An 18,346-nucleotide genomic window follows, 5' to 3' on the forward strand; every position below is an offset into this window, starting at 1 on the left:
GTCCCACCTTCGGCGGCTGGCTCCAAAAGGTTACCTCACCGACTTCGGGTGTTACAAACTCTCGTGGTGTGACGGGCGGTGTGTACAAGGCCCGGGAACGTATTCACCGCGGCATGCTGATCCGCGATTACTAGCGATTCCGGCTTCATGTAGGCGAGTTGCAGCCTACAATCCGAACTGAGAATGGTTTTATGGGATTAGCTAAACCTCGCGGTCTTGCAGCCCTTTGTACCATCCATTGTAGCACGTGTGTAGCCCAGGTCATAAGGGGCATGATGATTTGACGTCATCCCCACCTTCCTCCGGTTTGTCACCGGCAGTCACCTTAGAGTGCCCAACTGAATGCTGGCAACTAAGGTCAAGGGTTGCGCTCGTTGCGGGACTTAACCCAACATCTCACGACACGAGCTGACGACAACCATGCACCACCTGTCACTCCTGTCCCCGAAGGGAAATCCCTATCTCTAGGGAGGTCAAGAGGATGTCAAGACCTGGTAAGGTTCTTCGCGTTGCTTCGAATTAAACCACATGCTCCACCGCTTGTGCGGGCCCCCGTCAATTCCTTTGAGTTTCAGCCTTGCGGCCGTACTCCCCAGGCGGAGTGCTTAATGCGTTAGCTGCAGCACTAAAGGGCGGAAACCCTCTAACACTTAGCACTCATCGTTTACGGCGTGGACTACCAGGGTATCTAATCCTGTTCGCTCCCCACGCTTTCGCGCCTCAGCGTCAGTTACAGACCAGAGAGTCGCCTTCGCCACTGGTGTTCCTCCACATCTCTACGCATTTCACCGCTACACGTGGAATTCCACTCTCCTCTTCTGCACTCAAGTCTCCCAGTTTCCAATGGCCGCTTGCGGTTGAGCCGCAAGATTTCACATCAGACTTAAGAAACCGCCTGCGCGCGCTTTACGCCCAATAATTCCGGACAACGCTTGCCACCTACGTATTACCGCGGCTGCTGGCACGTAGTTAGCCGTGGCTTTCTGGTTAGGTACCGTCAAGGTACCGCCCTATTCGAACGATACTTGTTCTTCCCTAACAACAGAGTTTTACGATCCGAAAACCTTCATCACTCACGCGGCGTTGCTCCGTCAGACTTTCGTCCATTGCGGAAGATTCCCTACTGCTGCCTCCCGTAGGAGTCTGGGCCGTGTCTCAGTCCCAGTGTGGCCGATCACCCTCTCAAGTCGGCTACGCATCGTCGCCTTGGTGAGCCGTTACCTCACCAACTAGCTAATGCGCCGCGGGTCCATCTGTAAGTGATAGCCGAAGCCATCTTTCAATTCTCCCTCATGCGAAGAAAAAAGTTATCCGGTATTAGCCCCGGTTTCCCGGAGTTATCCCAGTCTTACAGGCAGGTTACCCACGTGTTACTCACCCGTCCGCCGCTAATCATCAGGGAGCAAGCTCCCATCAGATTCGCTCGACTTGCATGTATTAGGCACGCCGCCAGCGTTCGTCCTGAGCCAGGATCAAACTCTCCAAAAAGATGTTTGATATAGCTCTTTATAAATAAAAGTAATTCATTGACGTTTCGTTTTGTTCAGTTTTCAAAGATCAATCTATTTCTTTAACAACTTTTATATCTTAACATCTTTTTAAGTTGATGTCAACAACTTTTTTTTGGAGCGGGTGATGGGAATCGAACCCACGACAACAGCTTGGAAGGCTGTAGTTTTACCACTAAACTACACCCGCATAATATTCAAATTTGTAATGGTCGGGAAGACAGGATTCGAACCTGCGACCCCATGGTCCCAAACCATGTGCTCTACCAAGCTGAGCTACTTCCCGTTAGGATATATAATGGCGCGCCCGATAGGAGTCGAACCCATAACCTTCTGATCCGTAGTCAGACGCTCTATCCAATTGAGCTACGGGCGCAATCACGGAAAGATATTTTGCTTTGCAAAAACTTCAGTTCTTTTGCCTGTATATAATCTTTGGTGCGGCCGAGAGGACTTGAACCTCCACGGTGTTGCCACCACTAGGCCCTCAACCTAGCGCGTCTGCCATTCCGCCACGACCGCATTTAAAAAAGCGACATAAGATATGATAACAAACTGCTAGATAAAAGTCAAGATTTTTTTGGTGCGGGTGAAGGGAGTCGAACCCCCACGCCTTGCGGCGCCAGATCCTAAGTCTGGTGCGTCTGCCAATTCCGCCACACCCGCGTTATGAAAGTTAAGTTACTTTACTTCACAAAAACAATGGTGAGCCATGAAGGACTCGAACCTTCGACCCTCTGATTAAAAGTCAGATGCTCTACCAACTGAGCTAATGGCTCTTACTATTAAATTCAAGCTATTATAGATATGCACCTTAGAACAAATTGTGCATCTACGACGTCCCAATCTCAGAAAGTTTATTCAAGATGCAACTCGATTGGTACGCTGTTGTATTGCTACGCAGCTTACTCGATCGTGCTCTACCAACTGAGCTAATGGCTCTTACTATTTTTATACTTCTTTATTTCCTTACCAAAATAAAAAAATGGCTGGGCTAGCTGGATTCGAACCAACGAGTGACGGAGTCAAAGTCCGTTGCCTTACCACTTGGCTATAGCCCAATATGTATTTATCAAAAACCATTTTTGTTTTTAAATGGCGGTCCGGACGGGACTCGAACCCGCGACCTCCTGCGTGACAGGCAGGCATTCTAACCAACTGAACTACCGGACCAAATATATTTTTTTAAAAATGACCCGTACGGGATTCGAACCCGTGTTACCGCCGTGAAAGGGCGGTGTCTTAACCGCTTGACCAACGGGCCACATTCAATAGTTTTACTGGCGGAGAAGGAGGGATTTGAACCCTCGCGCCGCTTACGCGACCTACACCCTTAGCAGGGGCGCCTCTTCAGCCACTTGAGTACTTCCCCATATGGCTCCGCAGGTAGGATTCGAACCTACGACCGATCGGTTAACAGCCGATAGCTCTACCACTGAGCTACTGCGGAACGACAATCATCTTGTCGACTCTTAAAATTATAATTAGAATCAATCACAATGTCAACTAGTTTTTTAAAATTTATTTTATGATCTTTTTTCACTAATTAACATTAACTTTCCACGGCATTTCCCACATACATATCGGTTAATATTCATCCGCTTTTTACGTTTGAATAGTGTATGACAATCAGTACAAATATATACATAGTCTAGAGTTGTTTTTTTAACACTCTTCGTTAATAATGGGGTACAAAATCTTGGAGCATCGACAGCTGAAAGTAGCTTTTTAAAATCTGAATCCCTATGTTGGTAGCCCCTTCCCTCTAAATGAAGATGGTAATGACAGAGCTCATGCTTGATTATCCCAATTAGCTCCGCTTCTCCAAATTCATCATAATATTTTTTATTAATTTCAATATTATGGGAGCTTAATAAGTATCTTCCTCCTGTTGTTCGAAGCCTTGGATTAAATAATGCCTTATGTTTAAATGTCTTTCCAAATAATTGCAATGATAATCTTTCAACCAAATCTTGAAGCTGATCATTGTTCATTATTTTCACCCCTTTTTCGAACGAACAAGACAACCTATTATAGCATATACTAGGTATTAACCTACTTTTTATTAAGGAAGGACTTGATGTTATGCCGACATGGTTTCAAAACCAAATTCGAAAAGCCTTTTCAGAAAAAGATCATTACCAAATCAAACTACTTAACCAATGTTGGTTCTTCTATCAAAATAAACTTCAAAATTAAAGCTGAAACACTTTCTAGACAATCCTCACTTATTATTAATGAAATGACAAAAAGGTACTTTACACCCTTACATTTTCAGATTCCTACATTGATAAATTCAAGGAGTAGGAATTTACCTGAAGTTCAACTAAATAAATGATTCGAATCTTTATTACTACGCCAATAAAGAAAGGCGTGTGACAACACGCCTTTTATTTTGGTAGCATCGTTAATGATAATCTTCCTTTTTGTACATCCACATTCTCTACCCATACAGTTACTATATCTCCTAGAGCAACTACATCTAATGGATGCTTAACAAATTTATTACTTAGCTTTGATATATGAACAAGGCCGTCTTCTTTTACACCTACATCGACAAATGCCCCAAAATCAACTACATTTCGAACAGTACCTTGCATTTCAGTACCTACTTTTAAATCTTCTAATTTCAATATATCCTTCTTAAGTAACGGTTGAGGCAACTCATCACGCGGATCACGTCCTGGACGGTTTAAGGCATCGATAATATCTTTCAATGTCAGTTCACCAATACCTAGTTCATCGGATAGGCTACTTAATGAAATAGATTCAAGAGCAGTCTTTAACTTCTCCCCACCTATATCTGCCACTGTACAATCGATTTTGTTTAATAGCTTTTTCACAGCATCGTAGTTTTCAGGATGGATAGGTGTTTTATCTAATGGATCATCACCATCAATAATTCGCAAGAAACCAATGCATTGTTCGTAGGTTTTCGCACCTAGACGTGGAATCGACTTTAGTTGATTTCTATTATTAATTTTCCCCGCTTCATTTCTGAATTTAACTATATTATTGGCAACTGATTTACTCAATCCTGATACATATTGTAATAGGGAGGAGGAAGCCGTGTTTACATTAACACCTACTTGGTTAACCGCTGTTTCTACAACAAAAGTAAGAGATTCATTTAGATTTTTTTGAGAAACATCGTGCTGATACTGGCCTACACCGACAGATTTCGGGTCTATTTTTACTAATTCGGCTAGTGGATCCTGTAATCTTCTCGCTATAGAGACTGCACTTCTTTCTTCAACTTGAAAATCAGGGAATTCTTCTCGGGCAAGATCCGAAGCTGAATAAACACTTGCACCAGCTTCATTGACAATAATATAAGATATTTCCTTATCTATTTCCCTTAAAATTTCTGCTACAAATTGTTCCGTTTCCTGTGAAGCGGTCCCATTACCAATCGCAATCACTTCTACATTGGAATCTCTAATAACCTCAATAAGCTTCTGCCTTGCTTCCTCTGGTTTTGCTTTTGGTGGGTGAGGATAGATCACACCTATCGATAATACTTTACCTGTTTCATTAACAACAGCTAATTTACACCCTGTTCGATAAGCAGGATCGACCCCCAGCACAATCTTTCCTTTTAACGGTGGCTGAAGCAAAAGGTTTCTTAAGTTTTCAGAGAAAATATGAATGGCTTGATTTTCCGCTTTTTCTGTTAAATCATTTCTTATTTCTCTTTCAATAGAAGGTTGGATTAAACGTTTATAACTGTCTTCAATCGCTTCTTTTACTAGTGAAGTCACACTTGACTGTGCTTTTTTTATCACCTTTTGATAAAGGTGATTAACAATTTTCTCAGTTTCCGGATGAATAGACACTCGAAGAACTTCTTCCTTCTCACCACGATTTAAGGCTAAAATGCGATGCGGTACAATTTTACGAATTGGTTCTTCATATTCATAATACATTTCAAAGACTTTTTTAGAATCAATTTCCTCTTTTTTTACCGATGAAGCTATCATTCCTGTTTTAAACGTTTCTTTTCGTATCCAGTCACGATTTGCAGCATCATCTGAAATCCATTCCGCTATAATATCCTTCGCCCCTGCAAGAGCATCTTCTACTGTATGAATATCTTTTTCTTCTGAAAGGAAAAGTCCTGCTTTCTTATTAACGTCCTCATTCAATGGAAATGTCATGATCCACTCAGCTAACGGTTCCAATCCTTTTTCTTTTGCTATTGTTGCCTTCGTTCGTCTCTTTTGTTTGTATGGTCTATATAAATCTTCAAGCGTTTGTAATTTGTCTGCTTGAATAATGCTTTGTTGAAGTTCCTCAGTGAGCTTTCCTTGCTCATCGATTAGACGAATCACTTCTTCTTTTCTCTGCTCTAAATTTTGAATATAACTCCATCTATCCATAATGGATCTAATTTGAACTTCATCCAGAGCACCTGTCATTTCTTTTCGGTACCGGGCAATAAACGGAACCGTATTACCTTCTTCTAGAAGGGCGATTACATTTTTTATTTGTTTATTAGAAAAATTAAGCTCTTTCGATAAACCTTGCTGCAATTCTTCTTTTCTTTCAATCGTTTGTTCCAATCCGCACACACCTACTTCTCATAATTTATAACATCGTTTCCAATAATCTTATTTTAACACTACTATACCAAAAGGAAAAAGCTTGCATATTAGTGCAAGCTCCCAATAATAAATGTAGAATCATCCGCATTCAAATATTCTTCATTCTTGAGTTCATTTGCAATCATTTCAATTGAACAACAGCTTCTTAATAACGCTTTAGAATTGGAAGTTCTTAATCCATCTGAATGAAGTAAAAATTTTGATCCAGGCTCATACGGAAAACATTGAGTTCGAAAAGTTTGAGGACGACCCGATAAATACCCTGTTACAGGAATAGGATAAGTAAGTTTTCCGGAAGGTGTATACAAATAGAAGCGTATATTTCCAACACAACTATATGCGAACTCCTTTTCCTTTAAATTAACTTTTAAAACCGCTACCGCCGCTCCTCTTTTTTGAACAAGAACCTCATTGCAATGCTTCATTAACGAATCAACATCTTTATCTGCATTATTTTTTACTGCTTCTGCAACTGCAAATGAGGCTTCGAATGCATATTGCCCACTCCCTAATCCATCAGCTAGTACACATAAAAAGTACTCATCTGTGGCTGTATAGTAATAGCTATCACCACAATAGGATTTTCCTTCCTTTGCTAGCTGATACGCATATACCTCAACCAAATCCTGTTGAAAATGTTTCATAATGATGGACTCTCCTTCATCAAAGAGTCACCACTTATGGCCATTTTTAATTTTTTTATCGCCTTTCTCTGCAAACGCGAAACATGCATTTGAGAAATGCCTAATTTTTCTCCTGTTTCCTTTTGACTAAGATTATCAAGGTAAGTGTATTGAATAATTTGTCTCTCTCTTTCATTTAAAACATGTAATACCTTATCAAGAACAAGGCGTTGATCTACTTTCTCGTATCCAGCGTCTTCATTTCCTACAATGTCTAATAATGTGACAGTACTTCCATCTGAATCAGCTTCGATAGAGTGGTCAACTGATAATGCTTGGTAGCTTTTCCCCATCTCCATCGCTTCTAAAATTTCTTCCTCGGATACATTTAATTTAGCAGCAATCTCTGCAATTTTCGGAGATCGCTGTAATTCGGTTGTTAATTCCTCAATGGTTACCTTAATTTTCGGTCCAATTTCTTTAATACGTCGTGGAACATGAACACTCCATGTTTTGTCACGAAGGAATCGTTTAATTTCGCCAATAATCGTCGGGATGGCAAATGATTCAAAGCTTTTTCCATAGGATTCATCATAACGTCGAATTGCACCTAGTAAACCTAATATTCCAACCTGAAAAATATCCTCGTGATAAGACCTTCCTTTTGAATATTTTCGTGCAATGGAGTCCACTAATTTTTCATAGTGTAATACAAGATCATTCTGTGCGTTTTGATCTTCATTCTCTTGAAATAATTTAATTAAATGATTTATATGTTCTTTTCCAAACTGACTAGGTTGAGACAATTTGGGCATCAGTCTCCACCTGCTCTCCCTCGAGGTATTTGGTCATTATGACCGTTACCCCTTCCTTATAGTGAATTTTCACTTCATCCATAAGACTTTCAATTAGATAAAGACCAAGACCTCCTTCACGCATAAACTCCACGGTTTCACTTTCTAAATATGGTCCGGTCTTTTCCTTTGTCTTTCCTACATCGAAGCTTTTTCCTTGATCAGCAACTTTAATTTCTAATTTGTCTTCATACACACTAAAACCTATAATAATTTCTTTACTTGGATTCCCTTTATATGCATGTTGAACTGCGTTTGTAATTGCTTCACTAGTTGCAATCTTTAAGTCTTCGATCATCTCATAAGCAAAACCCATACGACTAGCAATACCTGAAATTGTTAATCGAATAACACCTATATATTCAGGTTTTGCAGGAATTTTCATTTCGATGCAATCGAATGCCTCCACCATTAAACGCCACCTTCTACCTCGGTATTAATATCCATAATCTTTGATAAACCAGTAATATCAAATAATCGTTCGATCCTGCTTGTTAATCCATTTAAACTTAGTTTGCCTTCATTCGTTCGGAGACCTTTAAACAAGCCAACAAAGACACCCAGGCCTGTACTATCCATATAGGAAACTCCCGATAAATCTATCGACATTTCGATTCCATGTTTATCGTTAAACGGTATAAGTGCTTCTCTAAGCTTTGGCGCAGTATACGCATCGATTTCACCATTAATTTTCGCAAAAACGTGGTTATCTATTTCTTGTATATCGATGGAAATATTCATCACGTTCACCTCATTTTAAATCTTTTTCTCTTTGATATACTTTCTTTACCCTTAATAACATATTTATAAACTTTTTTAATTCACTCTTTTTAAAATGATCAAAGTAAAATCGTCACGTAACTGAAAAGCCTGAATTCTTTCTAATTCCTTATACACATGATTTACCATTTCTTGTGCAGTCAAATCAATATATTTTTTAATTATTTCAGTAAGTATTTTTCGTTCAATAAACCCCTCTTTGGTTCGACACTCAGTTACTCCATCAGAAAGCAAAATGACCAAATCATTCTTTTGTAGAGATATATCATATTGTTTGTACTTTGTTTTTTTCTCAATTCCTAATAATAATCCTTCGGCACTCAAATCAGTAAATTGTTGATGCTTGGAATCATAAAAAAATCCTGGTTCATGCCCAGCAGAAGAAAATAGAAATTGATGATCGATTGGGTTATACATTCCGTAAAACATTGATATAAACATATTCGGATCAACATTTTGTTCAACTACGCGATTTAGACTCTCTAAAATTGCATGAGGTTGGACATTTTCTTGTAAACTATCCATCGCATATTTAATCATAGACATACATAGAGCTGCAGGAATTCCTTTTCCAATAATATCCGCAATAGCAACACCCATACATCCATTTTCATCTTCTACAAAATGATAATAATCTCCGCTCATATGCTTAGCAGGTACACTAATTGCTCCAATATCAAGACTTTTCATTTTTGGAATTTTTGTTCCTAATAATGTTTTTTGCATATTCCTTGCTATCTCAATTTCTGTTTTAAGCTGTTGCTGTTGGTTTCTTAAACTTTGATGTTCACGATAGGCTAATCCATATCCCATCATGACTTCAAGAAGTATATCAAAGGATGAAAGCACTGATTGTGACAAATTCGGTTCTAATTCAATTAAAATCGAGCGATGTAAATTAATAATTTCCTCTGGAGTTGTACTATATTCTATCAATTTCCTACTTAATTTTTGCCCTTGGTAAAGTAGCTGTTCATTTTGGTCACTTAAATAATTGTTAATAATCTCTCTATATTTTTGCTCCAATAACGATCTACTGTCCATAGTTACTCCTCCTATCGGAGCCATTTCGTTACAATAATGGTTGTTCCTTCATTCGGTTTTGAATCAATATCGAAATCATCCATTAGTCGTTTAACGCCAGGCAATCCAGCACCTAGTCCTCCAGAGGTTGAAAAGCCATCTTCCATTACCTTTCTTACGTCCTGAATTCCAGGTCCATTGTCTTCTGCAATAATCTTTACACCGGATTTTCCATCTTTAAATATCTTCTCTATGCATATTTGTCCTTGACCAGCATAAAGAAAGATATTTCTCGCCAACTCACTGATTGCAGTTGTAATTCTTGCCTGATCTACAATTCCAAAGTTTAATTCCTTTGCAACATTTCTCCCTAATTGACGAACGGCGACGATGTCCCACTCGTTTAAAATCTTTACGCAGGATCGGAACTCCATAACGCTATTCCCCCAGTTCCTGTTGTAATTTCTCCAAACCATTTTCGAGGTCAATTGCGGTTAGGACATCTTCTAAACGAATACCGAGTTCAATTAATGTTATGGCTACAGCAGGTTTTATGCCAGTGACTACCACCTGTGCACCCATTAATTTAGACATATTAATGACATCACCCAATACCTTTGCAATAAACGAATCAATAAAATCAATAGAGGTAATATCTATTACCACACCTCTAGCACTTGTTGCATGTATTTTATGTAAAAGGTCCTCTTGAAATTGAAGTGCTGTCTGATCATCTAATTCCCATTGAATGGAGACAACCAAACAATCATGTAATTTTAAAATGGGTATTCTCACAAGGATCCCTCCAGTTTCACTATTTTCCTGTTAGTGATTTCCAAAGCTTGTTCGATTCCTTTTCTTAACGTACTTGTTGTTATGACTTGATTTAAATTAATACCTAGATTAACTATAGTTTGAGCAATCTCAGGACGAATGCCTACTAACATACACTTCGCCCCAACTAAACGGACTGCATCTGCTGCTTGAATAATATGATGTGCGACCATTGTGTCAACAACAGGAACTCCTGTAATGTCAATTAATACAACCTCAGCTCGATGCTTTACAACCCCATTTAAGAGGTTCTCCATAATTAGCTTTGCCCTTTCCGTATCAATGGTGCCCACTAACGGCATAACTGATATTTTCTCAAAAACTGGAATGAGTGGTGCAGAAAGTTCCTGAAGAGCGATTTTTTGTAGAGATACTGTTCTTTCCCATGTTGCTGTGTATGCGCTTATAATTTCATTGTACATAGGTGTCATCCATTTATCATAAACCAAGAAGTATTCAGAATGTTTTTCCTTTGGAAGATCCGTTGTTTCATTAATTTTATCAAAAATAATTTTCCCCATTGTAGACAATCCTGAAGTGACGAAAGTTAACGGCCAACCTAGTCGAACGATTTTTTCAGCGAATTCGGATAACTTCTCGTTATAGTTTTCGCTCGTATCTAATCGGGACAAAATTACATCTACAAATTCACTGCTAGTATTCACATATACCTGGTCAGAAACCACATTGATAAACCTTTCATCACCGTTTTGCTTCATTCTTTCCATCCATTCAGTTAAAATTTCATCTTTATGGTTTGGAATATATTCTAATAAAAAATTGTACATAATAATCTCTCCTATCTCTAAATCTTCTTTACTCTTGGTTTGTTGCCTCATACATATTTGCTTAGATACTAAATAATTGAGGCCCTTATCGTAATGAGGAAGAAAACAACAGTAAAAATCCTGATAGGAAATTTACTTTTTGCAACAAGTTGCTACAAAAGCACCTAAATATAAATTCTATCTAGTGATCTATATTCATGTTAGCAAAAAATAAATAACGAAAAAATTTATATCTTCCCACTTATACAAAAATAGGTAATATTACCTATAAAATAGTTCGATCATTTATCTCATCCTTTACATATATAAAAAAATACATAAAGGTTGTTTTTGTAAAAGTCCTTTTGCCGGCTTTTACACTAAATAAAGGTATCAAGCTTATTAAGAAGAGTTTCATTTCTTTTCTCAGTGAAATGAAGGAGATTAGTGGTCTCCGGCTTTTGAGAAAAGAGCCTAATAAAAAAACCTTCCTCATTATGAAGAAGGATCAAAAAATAAAGAAACCCTCAATTTTTATGAGCGTTTCTAGATTAAAATTCAATAAGTCCTAAACTAATTTGCAGTGCATCGTCCACTTTTTCCATCATTTCTTCGTCTAAATGTGTGATTTTGTCTGTTAAGCGTTGTTTATCAATGGTGCGAATTTGTTCAAGCAAAATAACAGAATCGCGTTCAAAGCCATAACGCTTTGCATCAATTTCAACATGTGTAGGAAGTTTTGCTTTTTGGATTTGCGCTGTAATAGCAGCAACAATTACAGTGGGACTAAACCGATTCCCAATGTCGTTTTGAATGACCAAAACAGGGCGGACTCCACCTTGTTCAGATCCGACAACTGGGGAAAGGTCAGCAAAATACACGTCACCACGCTTAACAATCAAAGGACTAACCCCCGCTTACTAAGCGTTCTACTGTATGTTCTGCTTCGTACTCTGCTTGAATCGCCTCAGATGCTATTGCTAAATTAATTTTAGCCATTTCCATGTAGCCGCGTCTCATAGATTCGCGAATCTGTCTTTTTTTACGCTCACGAAGATACATCTTTGTAGCTCGATAAATAAATTCATTTCGATTCACATTTTCTTGCTCAGCAAATCCATCAAGTTCTGATAATAAATGTACTGGTAACCGAATTAATATTTCTGTTGTTGCGCTGGATTCAGACACAAACTACACCTCCACCAATCACTACACACCGATTCTAAATACCAATTTAATAATACCACCAAATCCACTATATGCAAAGACTAATTGAACATTCCTAACTATTATCGCCAAAAAAAACTAGAAATTATGCATTCTATATAGAATCAATAGATAAATTTAATATTTATCATTAAAATAATCCCTTTAATAAACGGTTATCCACCTCTACAATTTGATTAGAACGTTTATAAATTCTCGGTATTCTAATAGATGTCAAGCATGGAATTTCATAATTAATCGTATCAAGTTTCCTTGCAATCTCGTCCATCGTGATATTCTCTTCACCTTGACTACCGATTAATGTAACCTGCGTTCCAACAGGGATATAATGCGGCAGTCTGATCATACATTGATCCATACAAATACGTCCGACAATAGGTACCCTAATTCCGTCAACTAAAACTTCCTGACCCTGTAATTTACGAATCCATCCATCCGCATACCCTATTGGTAAAGTAGCAATCCACTCTTCTTTTTCTGCCTTATAAACCGCTCCATAACTTATTGAATCGCCCTTTAGAACTTTTTTTACATTTGTAATTTTTGTATGCAAGGAGAATACCTGATGTAGCTCAAATGGCAGTAGAGCCTTTATTTCCTCTGATGGCGACAGGCCATACATTGCAATTCCATATCTCACTGCATTAAACTCAGATTGATTAAATCGCAGCGATGTGGCACTGTTGGCACAATGAATAAGGGATGGTTTCACATTTAATGCTGTAACCATTTTTTTAAAAGCTTCCAATTGCTTCTCGAAATAGCTTGTATTTACTTCATCTGCTGTAGCAAAATGGGTAAATAATCCCTCAAATAAAAAGATTTCTGAATGAGCAGTTAGAAATTGTTCAACTTCCTTAAGCTCGTCTATTTCTCTTACTCCGATTCTTCCCATTCCTGTGTCACATTTTACATGGACAATTAGCTTATTTTCTTCTTCCGCTAGTCGGCTCGCAGCGTCTTCCAACCACTCCTTTTGGAAAACAGTCAAAGCAATCCCAAGCTTAGCAGCCAATGGTGCATCGCTAGCTCGACTTGCTCCTAACACAAGGATAGGTGCTTCAATTCCTTGATTTCGTAACGAGATGGCTTCATCTAAAATAGCAACAGCTAGCCCATATGCTCCCGCTTCTAATGCCGCTTTGGCAATTTGTATATCCCCATGTCCATAAGCATTCGCCTTCACTACTGCGAATAATTTTATTCCATTCGGTAAATGGTTCTTCATTAATGTGATGTTTGTAGTTAAATGATCTAAATTGATTTCCACCCAAGTATCTCGATAAAACGAAATTTCATTCCTCATCATAACCACTTCCCAAATTCCTTAAGTTTCTTTCCACATTAATTTAATCATATTATTTGCCAAAAAGAAAACAGGTTCTAATAGAACCTGCTAGGAAACTTAATGGTTTATATATTTTTTTAAAGGCTCTTTTCTCAAACATTGTCGCAATTTAAGTAAAGTTTGAACGAATAACTATCGGCTGAAGACCACTACATCTTTCATTTCACTGAGAAATGTGCTGCAAACTCCATAAGAATCGCTAAATCCTTTATTAGGTGTAAAAGCCGGCAGTTGGGCTTTTACAAAAACAACTAACGATCCGAAAACAGCCTTGTTTAGTATCAACAGTCATTCACTTTCAATAAGGAGTTGCACTATTACTTAACCGGCTCCTCTTGTACAGATTGAGCGACTTCAATTAACTCATTATCTGTTAAATCATTAGAAGCAATCATGTAATCAACGCCATCCTGTGTCCATGCAATAGACTGATCAGTTAATGTTCCTACCGCAAATCCTAAATCGACCATCTCCCCACTCATTGGTGTAGGCGCCATAATAGCCGTTTGTAGTACTTCCGCCTTTTCTTGAGTCATCGTAAATGATTTTTCACCTGTATAAGTTAAAACGACACGTTTTCCATCCTCGGTATTTATTTCCTTTTCATCTAGTAAAGCTGTATCACCAATTTTTACAGTTGGATACTTTACAATAAATTCATCTTCATCAGGTTTAGCATTTACCGGGATATCAAGTTTAGCCCCTGTTAGATTTTTATTCGTATTAAAAGCATTTTTATCAAATTTCGCATTAAATTCAACTTTAGTAAACTGTACAGCCACTAATGTTTTTCGATCAGTATCCATCACCTTTACACTTTTTGGAGATAGATTCTTTTTATTAAATGTAATCTCTTGATAAGGCAACATTTTATTGTTCTGATAACGTGTTTTCGTTTCAAAAACATATTGATCGTCTGTTGCCTTAAAAGTTGCATCCTTATCACTTAAAATATCCTTTACAAGTGATTCATATAGATAAGCTTGGCTACTATTCTTTGGCCAATCACTCTGAAATTTATAACTTTTGTTAAGTGCAGGTGTTAGAACATATACGCCTTCTTTATTTCTTAGAATCATTTGACTCTGCTCTTTCTTATCATTTTTCAAGTGAACTCGATAATAATTCGGTTTACTGTACCAAATTTCAATATCATATGTTTGTGGTTCATTTCCCATTTGCAGAGTCATTTTGGCATTAGCTTTATATCCCTTTAATTCTCCCATCTGTTCATCCAATTTCTTCACAACATCTTCTTGCGACTTGGATCCACAAGCTGACAGTACTAAGATTGCTGCAAGAGCCACAACAAGCATCCAAACCTTTCTTTTCATCCCTTCAACCCCTTCATAGTGTGATTAATCGTTGGTGAAGAGAAAGGCATGTTTCAATCATATACCAAAAGTTCCTCGATACTTTAATCCCTTCCTTGAGATTTGCTTCGAACTTATAGCAATGTTTAAATAAGCCTTGTCTCTCCTATCGCACTATGAATATATGAGACAACCTTTCGGAATATGCAAAAGGTAAATTAATTTTCAGGTAGATTCAATAATAACTTGTGCAGCTGCATAGTCTCGACTATGTGTAATAGAGAGATGTACACCCGTTTCTTTAGGTTTTTTAAAATAAGGCTTTCCTCTCTCATCAACCATAATCTCCATTTCATGAAAGCTTAATTCTTTGCCAATCCCTGTACCGAGTGCTTTAGAAAAAGCCTCTTTCGCCGCAAAACGACCAGCTAAAAATTCAGATTTTCGAGTCTCTTTCAGCCCCTGATAATCCTCTAATTCAGATTTAGTTAATACCTTTTCTGGAAATCGAGATTGTCGTGTCCGTATTTGATGAATCCGTTCGATTTCAACAATATCTAGTCCAATACCTTGAATCATTTTTTAACACCTTCTATCATAGAACCGCTTCGCATATGAATTAGTACAAGACCTCATGGCGAAAGGAGTTCAAAATTATGTTTACTCGTCACGAAAGCTTTTCTCAATATGTAAGAAATTATCCAGTAATAAGTACCATTATCCTTTTACAAATATTATTGTTTATTATAAACTTTATCCCCATGATTCCGCATAAATTCATATTACAGTATTTATCTGGGGTAAACATCTATATTGCAAACGGTGAATATTGGCGTTTAATTACCCCTATCTTTGTTCATAGAGACTTTACACATCTTTTTTTTAATTCATTTTCCCTCCTTATTTTTGGCCCTTTCTTAGAAACAACTCTCGAAAAAAAATTGTTCAGCCTTTTTTATCTCGGTTGTGGCCTAATGGCCAATATCGCAACATATTTATTTTTACCACTTACTTATGGACATGTTGGGGCAAGTGGAGCGATATTTGGGCTTTTTGGAATCTATTTAGCATTGATTGTTTTAAAGAAAATAGAAGTAGCTAAATCAACTCAGATCATTATTCCTCTCATTGCAATTGCGTTTACCATGACTTTTTTGGAATCAAATGTCAATATCATCGCCCATATTTTCGGTCTATTGTCTGGATTCCTCTTTAGTCTTGTTTATTTTTTACTAAAAAAGAAATGAAAAAGAGCTAAACTCTTTTTCACTAGTTTTTAAACCATAGATAAATTGTTTCTACATCCTTTGCGTCTAGATGTCTTACTTTAGATGTCTTTCCTGCACCAGATGATTTCACTGTTGACACGATAGACGCAAGGTTTCTTTTCCTTTGCAACCAACTTTCCCTAATTCCCAAGCTCTGAATCCTATTCTTCCTGATATAAATGGTGTGCTTTAAAAAACCACGGTATTTCATCACAAACTGCTTTCCTTCAATATTCCATCCCGCAGCACGATATCGTAATATCCCAAACAGAACCATCGGAAGAAGCAATAATACCCCTAAAAGACCAAATGGCCAAAAAAGAATGGGTACAATCACAGAGATAGGGAGTATCTTACATATTTCTCTAATAATATAACGGTTTTTTGCACGCTTTGGTGCCTTCTTTAAAGGCACATCTAATTGATAATCACTAAAAATATCACTAATAAGATTATTTATTCTATTCTTTTTCACCATTGGAAGAAGAATGACATTCATACTCTCTGCATCTGTTACTGATCCACCTGCACTTTCAATATAAACGGTCGCATAGCCCCATAATTGCCTTAACGGATTTTCAGTAATACGTATTGCTTGTATTCGGTGTAACGGGATAGTCGTTTGCCTTTTTTCTAGCAATCCTCTTGTAATAATTAAATTATTATCTGCAAACTTCGTCGTAAAACCATTATACTTTAGGAGAGTAACGATTATAGAGAACAGCCAAACAAGTAATAAGGAAATAAACACTAGAAGACTTACAATGAATGCACCACTTTGTATAATATGACCCAACTCGTTAAATATCTTTTTATACGGAATAATCTCATCCAATTGTGTTGAAAATGCAATTAGAGCGGAAAATACTGCTCCTGCACCACCTGAGGTTGAAGCCATAATAAACATTTCTCGGTTCGTAATTCGATAAATGATCTTGGCTGAAGAAAATTCTTCTGTTACTTCCTTCAGCTTTTCAGGCGTTTTTTTAGCACCAGTTATTATTTTTTGGATTTCTTCTGCATCTTTTTTCTTAATTGCTGTTAATTCTGCCTCAGCTTCCTTTAAGCTATTGCCAGCAGTTTCAATTTTCACCCTCACTAATCCAAAGGGACGATGTAGGATGCCTTCTGAATAATCTAGGCTTTGTATTCTTTCAAAAGGAATATATCGTTTTTTCTTTACGAATAATCCATACTCTATACGAAGCTCGCCTTCCTCTAGACGATAAGTAAATCGTAACCACTTAACAATCCCTGAAATCAAAACATAAACAATAATTAATGTCATGATGATTTGAGGAGTGTAATCCCAAAAACCTTCTTTATTGTCTCCTCTTCCAATGAAGAAAGAAATAAGAAATGGAACGATCAATTGTTTTAGTTCATTTAGAAAATTTGATATAGCAGTGATTGGATGCAGCCTTTTATGATTAGACATCCTCTTCATCCACCCTTGCAAGTGCTGATATGGACTGACGTACAGTTTCTGCTTCTATTACATCGATTGTAGGAATATGATGCACGGTAGCTGCAGTTGAAATCGTAATCGTAGCTAAACGATATTTTCTTAGAAGAGGTCCTTGGACAGTATCTACATGCTGAACTCGTATCATTGGAACAAGCGTCCTTTTAATAATAAAAACTCCATGTTGCAATTCAATTTCCTTTTCCCTAATTTCATATCTCCATCTTTTCCACCTAATATTTGGAATGATAAAAATAAATAAAACTGAATATAAAAATGCAATCAAAATTGCCAATACAATAAACCATCGATTCCAATCATACTTTATAAACAAATACGTTCCAATTATACTTAAAACCCAAATACAAAGTGAATGAATGCTTCCTGTTATCTTCCAAACCGTTAACGCACTTTTTGAGATACGCTTATTTGGTACATATATCTCCATACAAATCCCCCAATTAGTTGAATATAATATATGTACGAATCAATCCCTTATTTAGTTTCACACATACGAATGATCTCTATTTCCCCTGAAAAATTGATTTTCAGTTTCCTCAAAAAGAACGTTAAACTTACAAAACATCAAACCGCTATTTTTATAATTTGACCTTTTACTTAAATTTTCGTATAAAAAAAGCAATCAGACATCGCTCTGATTGCTTTTTATTGCAAGCTTTTATGCAATAAGAGGAGAAATAGCATTCTCCTCTATTCAGCCAGCGTCATGAT

The 18,346-nt window shown here is 37.4% G+C and carries 19 protein-coding genes, 11 tRNA genes and 1 rRNA gene (1 of these 31 running past the window's edge); 2 read left to right on the forward strand and 29 right to left on the reverse strand.

The window, feature by feature from the left end; all coding sequences use genetic code 11:
* The 13 genes from I5818_RS24080 to I5818_RS24140 all read right to left on the reverse strand — a co-directional run.
* A 16S ribosomal RNA gene (locus tag I5818_RS24080) occupies positions 1-1,488 on the reverse strand; it reaches 65 nt to the left of the window's first position.
* A 136-nt stretch (positions 1,489-1,624) separates the two neighbouring features.
* A tRNA-Gly gene (locus I5818_RS24085) sits at positions 1,625-1,698 on the reverse strand.
* Between the two features lie 19 nt (positions 1,699-1,717).
* Positions 1,718-1,794: transfer RNA gene (locus I5818_RS24090), tRNA-Pro, on the reverse strand.
* A gap of 13 nt (positions 1,795-1,807) precedes the next feature.
* Positions 1,808-1,884: transfer RNA gene (locus I5818_RS24095), tRNA-Arg, on the reverse strand.
* A gap of 60 nt (positions 1,885-1,944) precedes the next feature.
* A tRNA-Leu gene (locus tag I5818_RS24100) sits at positions 1,945-2,030 on the reverse strand.
* 59 nt (positions 2,031-2,089) lie between these two features.
* Positions 2,090-2,174, reverse strand: a tRNA-Leu gene (locus tag I5818_RS24105).
* 37 nt (positions 2,175-2,211) lie between these two features.
* Positions 2,212-2,287, reverse strand: a tRNA-Lys gene (locus I5818_RS24110).
* A gap of 207 nt (positions 2,288-2,494) precedes the next feature.
* Positions 2,495-2,569, reverse strand: a tRNA-Gln gene (locus I5818_RS24115).
* Positions 2,570-2,604: 35 nt separating this feature from the next.
* Positions 2,605-2,681: transfer RNA gene (locus I5818_RS24120), tRNA-Asp, on the reverse strand.
* 19 nt (positions 2,682-2,700) lie between these two features.
* Positions 2,701-2,772: transfer RNA gene (locus I5818_RS24125), tRNA-Glu, on the reverse strand.
* 17 nt (positions 2,773-2,789) lie between these two features.
* A tRNA-Ser gene (locus I5818_RS24130) sits at positions 2,790-2,880 on the reverse strand.
* A gap of 3 nt (positions 2,881-2,883) precedes the next feature.
* Positions 2,884-2,958, reverse strand: a tRNA-Asn gene (locus tag I5818_RS24135).
* A 76-nt stretch (positions 2,959-3,034) separates the two neighbouring features.
* Positions 3,035-3,502 carry a SprT family protein gene (locus tag I5818_RS24140; RefSeq protein ID WP_071975416.1) on the reverse strand — a complete coding sequence of 156 codons (468 nt, stop codon included), beginning with the start codon at positions 3,500-3,502 and terminating at the stop codon, positions 3,035-3,037.
* Between the two features lie 91 nt (positions 3,503-3,593).
* Between I5818_RS24140 and cmpA the strand changes: the two genes are divergently transcribed.
* On the forward strand, positions 3,594-3,707 hold the full coding sequence (gene cmpA / locus I5818_RS24145) for a cortex morphogenetic protein CmpA (RefSeq protein ID WP_139254833.1): 114 nt from the start codon (positions 3,594-3,596) through the stop codon (positions 3,705-3,707).
* Positions 3,708-3,898: 191 nt separating this feature from the next.
* Here the strand turns inward: cmpA and I5818_RS24150 are convergent, their stop codons facing one another.
* The 14 genes from I5818_RS24150 to acpS form a co-directional block, all read right to left on the reverse strand.
* On the reverse strand, positions 3,899-6,070 hold the full coding sequence (locus I5818_RS24150; RefSeq protein ID WP_078109474.1) for a Tex family protein: 2,172 nt from the start codon (positions 6,068-6,070) through the stop codon (positions 3,899-3,901).
* Positions 6,071-6,159: 89 nt separating this feature from the next.
* Entirely contained in the window at positions 6,160-6,756 is a 597-nt protein-coding gene (locus tag I5818_RS24155) for a PP2C family serine/threonine-protein phosphatase (RefSeq protein ID WP_058005324.1), read from the reverse strand.
* The gene (gene sigB, locus I5818_RS24160; protein ID WP_078109473.1) at positions 6,753-7,550 is read right to left on the reverse strand and encodes an RNA polymerase sigma factor SigB; all 798 of its coding nucleotides are present in this window, start codon (positions 7,548-7,550) and stop codon (positions 6,753-6,755) included. The genes I5818_RS24155 and sigB overlap by 4 nt, the downstream gene beginning before the upstream one ends.
* On the reverse strand, positions 7,528-8,001 hold the full coding sequence (gene rsbW, locus I5818_RS24165) for an anti-sigma B factor RsbW (RefSeq protein WP_058005322.1): 474 nt from the start codon (positions 7,999-8,001) through the stop codon (positions 7,528-7,530). The genes sigB and rsbW overlap by 23 nt, the downstream gene beginning before the upstream one ends.
* On the reverse strand, positions 8,001-8,330 hold the full coding sequence (locus I5818_RS24170; RefSeq protein WP_058005321.1) for an anti-sigma factor antagonist: 330 nt from the start codon (positions 8,328-8,330) through the stop codon (positions 8,001-8,003). The genes rsbW and I5818_RS24170 overlap by 1 nt, the downstream gene beginning before the upstream one ends.
* Before the next feature lie 75 nt (positions 8,331-8,405).
* A complete protein-coding gene (locus I5818_RS24175) occupies positions 8,406-9,413 on the reverse strand; it encodes a PP2C family protein-serine/threonine phosphatase (RefSeq protein WP_078109472.1) in 1,008 nt (335 codons plus the stop codon).
* A gap of 11 nt (positions 9,414-9,424) precedes the next feature.
* Positions 9,425-9,826 carry an anti-sigma regulatory factor gene (locus I5818_RS24180; protein WP_058005319.1) on the reverse strand — a complete coding sequence of 134 codons (402 nt, stop codon included), beginning with the start codon at positions 9,824-9,826 and terminating at the stop codon, positions 9,425-9,427.
* Between the two features lie 4 nt (positions 9,827-9,830).
* Positions 9,831-10,187 (reverse strand): STAS domain-containing protein, encoded by a 357-nt coding sequence (locus tag I5818_RS24185; protein WP_058005318.1) that lies wholly within the window; start codon positions 10,185-10,187, stop codon positions 9,831-9,833.
* On the reverse strand, positions 10,184-11,014 hold the full coding sequence (locus I5818_RS24190; RefSeq protein WP_058005317.1) for an RsbT co-antagonist protein RsbRA: 831 nt from the start codon (positions 11,012-11,014) through the stop codon (positions 10,184-10,186). The genes I5818_RS24185 and I5818_RS24190 overlap by 4 nt, the downstream gene beginning before the upstream one ends.
* Positions 11,015-11,544: 530 nt before the next feature.
* On the reverse strand, positions 11,545-11,895 hold the full coding sequence (gene ndoA, locus I5818_RS24195; protein ID WP_055741345.1) for a type II toxin-antitoxin system endoribonuclease NdoA: 351 nt from the start codon (positions 11,893-11,895) through the stop codon (positions 11,545-11,547).
* 4 nt (positions 11,896-11,899) lie between these two features.
* On the reverse strand, positions 11,900-12,181 hold the full coding sequence (locus tag I5818_RS24200) for a CopG family ribbon-helix-helix protein (protein WP_058005316.1): 282 nt from the start codon (positions 12,179-12,181) through the stop codon (positions 11,900-11,902).
* A 169-nt stretch (positions 12,182-12,350) separates the two neighbouring features.
* Positions 12,351-13,526, reverse strand: a complete 1,176-nt coding sequence (gene alr / locus I5818_RS24205) for an alanine racemase (protein WP_078111168.1) — start codon at positions 13,524-13,526, stop codon at positions 12,351-12,353.
* Between the two features lie 359 nt (positions 13,527-13,885).
* The gene (locus I5818_RS24210) at positions 13,886-14,902 is read right to left on the reverse strand and encodes a LolA family protein (RefSeq protein WP_058005315.1); all 1,017 of its coding nucleotides are present in this window, start codon (positions 14,900-14,902) and stop codon (positions 13,886-13,888) included.
* Positions 14,903-15,106: 204 nt separating this feature from the next.
* Positions 15,107-15,460: a holo-ACP synthase gene (gene acpS, locus I5818_RS24215; protein ID WP_058005314.1), complete on the reverse strand. Its 354-nt coding sequence runs from the start codon at positions 15,458-15,460 to the stop codon at positions 15,107-15,109.
* A 77-nt stretch (positions 15,461-15,537) separates the two neighbouring features.
* Here acpS and I5818_RS24220 point away from each other — a divergent pair, with 77 nt between their 5' ends.
* Positions 15,538-16,128, forward strand: coding sequence for a rhomboid family intramembrane serine protease (locus I5818_RS24220; protein WP_078111169.1), 591 nt, complete (start codon positions 15,538-15,540; stop codon positions 16,126-16,128).
* 22 nt (positions 16,129-16,150) lie between these two features.
* Here the strand turns inward: I5818_RS24220 and I5818_RS24225 are convergent, their stop codons facing one another.
* The gene (locus tag I5818_RS24225; protein ID WP_078111170.1) at positions 16,151-17,587 is read right to left on the reverse strand and encodes a PH domain-containing protein; all 1,437 of its coding nucleotides are present in this window, start codon (positions 17,585-17,587) and stop codon (positions 16,151-16,153) included.
* Complete coding sequence (locus I5818_RS24230) at positions 17,580-18,062, reverse strand: PH domain-containing protein (protein ID WP_058005311.1); 483 nt, start codon at positions 18,060-18,062, stop codon at positions 17,580-17,582. Before I5818_RS24230 ends, I5818_RS24225 begins: the two co-directional genes overlap by 8 nt.
* Positions 18,063-18,346 lie beyond the last annotated feature (284 nt).

The organism is Heyndrickxia oleronia (assembly GCF_017809215.1).
GTDB classification, from domain to species: domain Bacteria; phylum Bacillota; class Bacilli; order Bacillales; family Bacillaceae_C; genus Heyndrickxia; species Heyndrickxia oleronia.

Bases quoted from the DNA above. Each gene is read 5' to 3' on its own strand.
- acpS (WP_058005314.1), bottom strand. From the start codon at position 15,460: ATGATTCAAGGTATTGGACTAGATATTGTTGAAATCGAACGGATTCAT.
- I5818_RS24190 (WP_058005317.1), bottom strand. From the start codon at position 11,014: ATGTACAATTTTTTATTAGAATATATTCCAAACCATAAAGATGAAATT.
- I5818_RS24180 (WP_058005319.1), bottom strand. From the start codon at position 9,826: ATGGAGTTCCGATCCTGCGTAAAGATTTTAAACGAGTGGGACATCGTC.
- I5818_RS24155 (WP_058005324.1), bottom strand. From the start codon at position 6,756: ATGAAACATTTTCAACAGGATTTGGTTGAGGTATATGCGTATCAGCTA.
- alr (WP_078111168.1), bottom strand. From the start codon at position 13,526: ATGAGGAATGAAATTTCGTTTTATCGAGATACTTGGGTGGAAATCAAT.
- I5818_RS24210 (WP_058005315.1), bottom strand. From the start codon at position 14,902: ATGAAAAGAAAGGTTTGGATGCTTGTTGTGGCTCTTGCAGCAATCTTA.
- rsbW (WP_058005322.1), bottom strand. From the start codon at position 8,001: ATGGTGGAGGCATTCGATTGCATCGAAATGAAAATTCCTGCAAAACCT.
- I5818_RS24230 (WP_058005311.1), bottom strand. From the start codon at position 18,062: ATGGAGATATATGTACCAAATAAGCGTATCTCAAAAAGTGCGTTAACG.
- I5818_RS24175 (WP_078109472.1), bottom strand. From the start codon at position 9,413: ATGGACAGTAGATCGTTATTGGAGCAAAAATATAGAGAGATTATTAAC.
- sigB (WP_078109473.1), bottom strand. From the start codon at position 7,550: ATGCCCAAATTGTCTCAACCTAGTCAGTTTGGAAAAGAACATATAAAT.
- cmpA (WP_139254833.1), top strand. From the start codon at position 3,594: ATGCCGACATGGTTTCAAAACCAAATTCGAAAAGCCTTTTCAGAAAAA.
- I5818_RS24170 (WP_058005321.1), bottom strand. From the start codon at position 8,330: ATGAATATTTCCATCGATATACAAGAAATAGATAACCACGTTTTTGCG.
- I5818_RS24140 (WP_071975416.1), bottom strand. From the start codon at position 3,502: ATGAACAATGATCAGCTTCAAGATTTGGTTGAAAGATTATCATTGCAA.
- I5818_RS24225 (WP_078111170.1), bottom strand. From the start codon at position 17,587: ATGTCTAATCATAAAAGGCTGCATCCAATCACTGCTATATCAAATTTT.
- I5818_RS24220 (WP_078111169.1), top strand. From the start codon at position 15,538: ATGTTTACTCGTCACGAAAGCTTTTCTCAATATGTAAGAAATTATCCA.